A 759-nucleotide genomic window follows, 5' to 3' on the forward strand; every position below is an offset into this window, starting at 1 on the left:
AGCATGGCATTTTTAAAAGCACCAAATTTGGTTCATTCTCAAGCTTGACCAAAAAAGCAAGGCCGCTTAAAACGGCTTAAACGGGGTCAGCTTTTACGGAATTAAGGGGTTGTGCAACGGTTACCGTTGTTGTGCGCTGGCTTTTAATTCTTTTGTTCGGCGACACTATTTACCTCAATCCAATAACCATTTGGGTCTTGAAAAAACACCTGCTTAATTCCGTCAGCTCTAACATTTATCTTATTTACAGTTCCAGGCCAGTCAGAATATTCAATATTCATTGACTTTAACTTGTCAATTAACAAGTCAAAATCAGATGTAGTCAATGCCAAGTGTACTGCTTTATTCGTTTTTATCTCATCTTTAAGAATTGAAATCAGATGCAATTCTTTTCCTTCGCCGAGCGACAACCATCTAATTCCTTCAATGATTGTTCTATTTGTGATTTCGTTCAGATTTAGAACGTTTTTATAAAATTCCGCAGATTGATCAGAATCTTTTACTGATAAAGCAAAGTGATTGAAATTCACAGAAACTTCACTTTTCTCTTGTCCGATTACAAATCCACTAGACTGGATTAAAATCAGCAGAGCAATTAGTTTTTTCATAATTCTATTGGTTAATGTTAGTTCTATTTTCAGCTGTCTTGTCCTGAAATATGGCTACAGGTTAAAATTGATTTACGCTGTTTTTAAATATACCATATTTGGGGTTTTGAAATTTAAAGATAAATGTAATCTTATTTCATTGTATAATTTA

General features: G+C 33.7%; 1 protein-coding gene. It reads right to left on the reverse strand.

The genetic code is table 11. The features are described from left to right. Positions 1-143 precede the first annotated feature (143 nt). Positions 144-608, reverse strand: a complete 465-nt coding sequence (locus AC58DT_RS15680; protein ID WP_497217731.1) for a VOC family protein — start codon at positions 606-608, stop codon at positions 144-146. Positions 609-759 lie beyond the last annotated feature (151 nt).

It is taken from the genome of Aequorivita sp. CRS11 (assembly GCF_059693805.1).